Genomic DNA, 4,622 nt, shown 5'->3' with positions numbered 1-4,622 from the left:
TTTGATTGAACAAGACCATCGTCCAGTAAAGAGACGCAATAAATTCTATCAAAGTTTACGCACTGCCTCTACCACGATTAAAGGCATGGAAGCCATTCGAGGATTATATAAGAAAACCCGAAAAGAAAGCACTCTCTTCGGGTTTTCGGTCTGTACTGAAATCAAGGTATTATTGGGAATCCCAGCTTAAATCATAGATACCGTAAGGGATTTTATTCTTTATTTAAAACTTTGCAACAGAACCGAAGTATGTATGGTTGTGAAATCACTGTCTGTAGGTTGTATTTTAGAAATCACGAAATCCATAATCTTTAATTCTCTTGCAGTCAAATCATGTCTAGCCTTAGTAATCAATTCATTTGATTCAACTACATAGTAATATTGTTGTTGCTCATATTCATCCAAAGAAAAGTTTCGATCATTCCGCCAAATATAAGGCTGTTTTTTTGTCATAAAAAATCTCCTTTCAAACATAAAATTACAATTTATAAACACATAGTAACAAATTAACAGTGAAAAACAAAGTTATTAAAAAAAACTGTGGAGTCGTGAAGTTTTTACTGTGGTATTATCTTTATAAACGTTGACGCAAAGCCATTCTTTATTCCCTAAGTATTTAAAGTATTTAAGAAATAATATATAAATAAAACGCGCGTGTACGTGTGTGTTTTGTTTATAGGAGATAAAAACAAAAACCACAACACAAAAAAAGGAGTGATCGCTGCGCTCTCACATTGAACTACCGCAGTCGTCTTCACTCCTTTGCTAAAAAATAAAAGATTAAGACCTTGCCTTTTGAAAAAGGCAAACCCAAAACGTCGCTAACGCTAGGTTGCCCAAAAAATGGACTGTCCATTTTTTAGCAAATGTCAGCTTCTTGAGTCTTGTGTAAAGCTATCCACTCCTTAAAGCCTCCTAGACGCTCTAAAAGAGCCTCTACGTCGATTTATCGTGGACAGCGACTTATTTATCATGTTTGAACTAAAATGGCTTAGAATGCAAATAAACGACAAATAAGCCTACACAGATTTAGTCAACTTGATCGCCTAATTTCGCAGTTAAAGCAAATGCCAGTCCAAATGCGAGAATCAGCACGAGTGAAATAAGGAGAACCGCAAAGATTCCAAGAAAAAAGGCAAGATATGGATGATACGTATACATCCCTAATATCGTCTTAAATAAGAGATTCAACCCCCACCCTTTCCAAATCCCATCAAACAGAATCCACCGCATGAATAAGACTACAAACAAGAGCAATACGGCAAAGAGACTAAAGTTTGCCAAAATAAACGTTCGATTTTTACTCGCTTGAATGCGGTCATGCTGGTTCATGCGGTATTCATCCGCTAAAAATTTTTCTCTTACACGAGTCATTCGGTCACGTTCCGTTTGAATTTCGAGTTGAAAATCACTTTTCAACTGCTCACGATCGAGAGCCTCCAGTTTTTGTTGGGCTTGTTGCTCGATTTCAGACAAACGGCGCTCTAATGCTTCCTGTGACGCGCGATCAATCCCTTTGATATAGCCTTGAAATTGCTGATTAACTGCTTGATCGACGAGTTCGTTTAACGCAGGAACTTTGCTAAAGTCTAATTCGCCATCGTGATACGACTGAAGAATTTGAAGAATCAGTTTTTCGTCTTGTTTCATCGTTCCATCCCCCTATCCTGTGATCGTCTTTGCTCTCGTTCTCGTTCTTCTGCCAGTTGAGCGCGTTTTTTCTCCATATCACGAGAAAACGTCGCTTCAAAGGTGTTCAAAATCGATTGTTTGAGCTGTGTTATGCGTCGTTCAACCTGTTGAGTAAGCTCTGGTAGCTGTCTTTTAAGTTGCTGGATTCCCTCAGAGAATCCAGTAACGAACGATTTTCGTTGTTCAAGGTCTTGTTGAGTGTGGCGAGTTGTTGATTTTCTTCGTTCAAGGTCTTGTTCAATGCCTCTAGCGATTCGAGTTGCTGGCATTTCACTTTCAGTTCTTGATTTTCCTGTAGAAGTTGTTTCCCCAGCCTTTGTAACTCGGTTATCCTTTCCGTTTGTTTCGCGATTACGTCGTGCATATTGGTGTTTTGTTCGGTTCTCCAGCTCATTTAGTATGATCTCCTTATCAAAGTCTGTCCCTAATCGTTCGGCTCTTACGCGCCGTTGCTTCTTATTGGCGTCTAAAAACGCGTAGGAGAGCGTTTGACCTCGTTCGGTTACGGTAACTCCTTTTTCGTCTAAACGACGCTTAAACGCGTCGAGAGAGTCAATTTCGATATGTTGCATGGTGGAGTTAATGCGAGAACGCAAGTCCGCTATGTATGAGTAGTCCTTTTTTTCAACCAACGCTTTTTCTGTAGGTGTTTTTCGTTCGTGTTGCGGAGTAAGGACTGACCAGCCTTGTTCTAATGCCAATTCATCATTGATTTTACGGGCTCTTTCAATGGTTTTTCCTTGTGCTTCACGGAGCTTTTTTCCTGTTTCGATATGCACTTTGTTCACGATAATGTGATTATGTAAGACATGATTTTTCCCATCTACATGTGTATAGACCGCACATTGATAGTCAGGATACATCTTCTCCGCAAAGGCCACACCTAAATCATTGGCTTTCTGCCAATTTTCTTGAATGGTGGGATCTAATTCATCCAACGCAAAGGATTGAATCGCTCTAGCCACTTGATTTTTCTTTTTCGTTTGATGGTGTAAGTGTTGAATCATGGCGAATTGTTGACTGGCAATCATCGGATCAACGCCATTTGTTCCGCCAACTGCAACGGCACGACAATCTTCTAATTCTGAGGGACGCTGTAAGCCGTTCTCTTGTAACCAAAACTCTGTTTTCTCGTCTAATTTTCGATTTTTACCTAGTGCGTAGCTGATCGAACTAGACGCACTAGCACCAGTGGTTATCGTGGGAATTGTCGCCATAATTCTTGATACTCCTTTCGAGCTTGAACGAGGGCGCCGTACGTATACCTTAACGCTTCTAAAAGTTCTTTATCCTCCGCTAGTTTCGAGTCCAATTGATTTAATCGCTTGGCTATTTGATTCAAATTCGTTCCTTGTCTCGTTAATTCAACGAGGATTTTTTTTGCGTCATCATGAGAAAAATAGGCTTTCTTCAGTCGTGAATTTTGTGCCATTTTTTTGACATACAAACTAGGAGACAGTCCATACACCTCAGCCGATTTTTTTAACTTCTCATACTGTTCTTCACTGACTCTAAATTGCACCATTTTTGTTTGATTTTGTGTGACATTTGTTTGTTTCATAACCAAAACCTCCTAGAAAATTTTCGAGACAACACGCTCCCTATTCAGTCGCCTATTGTACTCGTTTATGTAAGACTATTTGTGCACTATTCGTTTACAATTATTCTAACATAAAGAGAAAATAAAGAAAAAGCTTAAGACAATTCGTCACATTGTCATACAAATCACTTCGTTCTTGTATGACAATGTTGCTTGCAAAAGGGAACGTTTCACTCTCCCCTTTGATCCCCTCTCGATTTCGCCCGATTTGTTGTTCGCAAACGGTCAATCATTAATTCTCGAATAGAGAATTAATGATAAAACATCTTTCTTTTTGTATGACAAAAAGAACAAAAAATAGAACAACTTCAAGTAAAGAAGTTGTTCTATAAATATTAGTGATTAACGCTTAATATATAAAAAAGTATTAATGTCGATATTAAACAAAAAAGTATTATAAAGAAAAGAATAAAATCTTCTATTTTTTCATTATTTATATTTAAAAGCTTTTTATCCAATCTAAAAGTAGGATGTGAAACTTTAGTTTCGTAATCCACAGAATCACTAAAAAAAGAATCACTGGGCAAAAGAAATATTAAAATAACGCTATAAATAATTACTAATGAAATAAATATAGAAAATTTAAAAAATAAATATAATAAAAAAGAAATTAAGATGGGTATAACAATAAGACATATGGAAGTACGAATAAGAGACCTATATGATATTTGGTTCATAAGCAGTTAATTATTTTACCTTCCCAATATTGCCAATGGGTACACAAAATCCACCAGCTTTTAAAGTTCCTGGGGCCATAAAACCACCTTTTTTATAATAATATCCTGGAGCACATTCATGGTCTGCTAATTCTTTTGCTTGTACATTTTGAACGCTATAAATATTAAATAATACACCAACCGAAACGATGCCTAAAAAAATAATTGCTTTTTTCATTTAAAATCCTCCTTTTTTGTAAATGTTTCATTTTTTTAATTGTATTGCAATTTAATTTTAACCTATTGTTTAACTGGTTACTAGTTAAAATTAATTATTCAACCAATTATGCATAGAAATTTGAGGAGAATCTTCCGCAGTTTCTTTTATTGCTTTTTGGACTGTCCAGTTATTATGTATTTTTACTTGTACAACTTTACGACCATGCCTAGCTTGTAAAATTTCTAAATCCATATCGTCAATTTTTAAATTAATTTCTTCGATGGCTTTTTTTAAAATATTTTCTTTGAGTCTATTATAGTCATAGTTTGGTTCTGTTGCAAAGTTTTAAATCTACTATCAAATAAGGTAGAATAATAGAAAAAGATAGCAGGAGGAATGACGATGAATCCTTTTAAAGGAAAGCAATTTCAGCAGGATGTGATTATTGTAGCCG

Annotated in this window: 5 protein-coding genes and 2 pseudogenes; 1 reads left to right on the top strand and 6 read right to left on the bottom strand. The window is 36.2% G+C overall.

Features of this window, described 5'->3' with window-relative positions:
* Positions 1-190: pseudogene (locus ACWOEC_RS11930) on the top strand (hypothetical protein); the annotation flags it as partial.
* Between the two features lie 29 nt (positions 191-219).
* Here the strand turns inward: ACWOEC_RS11930 and ACWOEC_RS11925 are convergent.
* From ACWOEC_RS11925 to ACWOEC_RS11900, 6 genes and pseudogenes are all read right to left on the bottom strand, one after another.
* On the bottom strand, positions 220-453 hold the full coding sequence (locus ACWOEC_RS11925) for a replication initiation protein (protein WP_455308436.1): 234 nt from the start codon (positions 451-453) through the stop codon (positions 220-222).
* A gap of 576 nt (positions 454-1,029) precedes the next feature.
* On the bottom strand, positions 1,030-1,650 hold the full coding sequence (locus ACWOEC_RS11920) for a hypothetical protein (protein ID WP_455308434.1): 621 nt from the start codon (positions 1,648-1,650) through the stop codon (positions 1,030-1,032).
* Entirely contained in the window at positions 1,647-2,909 is a 1,263-nt protein-coding gene (locus ACWOEC_RS11915; RefSeq protein ID WP_455308432.1) for a relaxase/mobilization nuclease domain-containing protein, read from the bottom strand. The genes ACWOEC_RS11920 and ACWOEC_RS11915 overlap by 4 nt, the downstream gene beginning before the upstream one ends.
* On the bottom strand, positions 2,888-3,253 hold the full coding sequence (locus ACWOEC_RS11910; protein ID WP_455308430.1) for a plasmid mobilization protein: 366 nt from the start codon (positions 3,251-3,253) through the stop codon (positions 2,888-2,890). The genes ACWOEC_RS11915 and ACWOEC_RS11910 overlap by 22 nt, the downstream gene beginning before the upstream one ends.
* Before the next feature lie 726 nt (positions 3,254-3,979).
* Positions 3,980-4,186 (bottom strand): hypothetical protein, encoded by a 207-nt coding sequence (locus ACWOEC_RS11905; protein ID WP_455308428.1) that lies wholly within the window; start codon positions 4,184-4,186, stop codon positions 3,980-3,982.
* A 90-nt stretch (positions 4,187-4,276) separates the two neighbouring features.
* A pseudogene (locus ACWOEC_RS11900) lies at positions 4,277-4,492 on the bottom strand (replication initiation protein); the annotation flags it as partial.
* Positions 4,493-4,622: the final 130 nt, after the last annotated feature.

The sequence above is a fragment of the Enterococcus bulliens genome (assembly GCF_053761865.1).
This window is presented reverse-complemented; position numbering and strand designations above follow the sequence as displayed.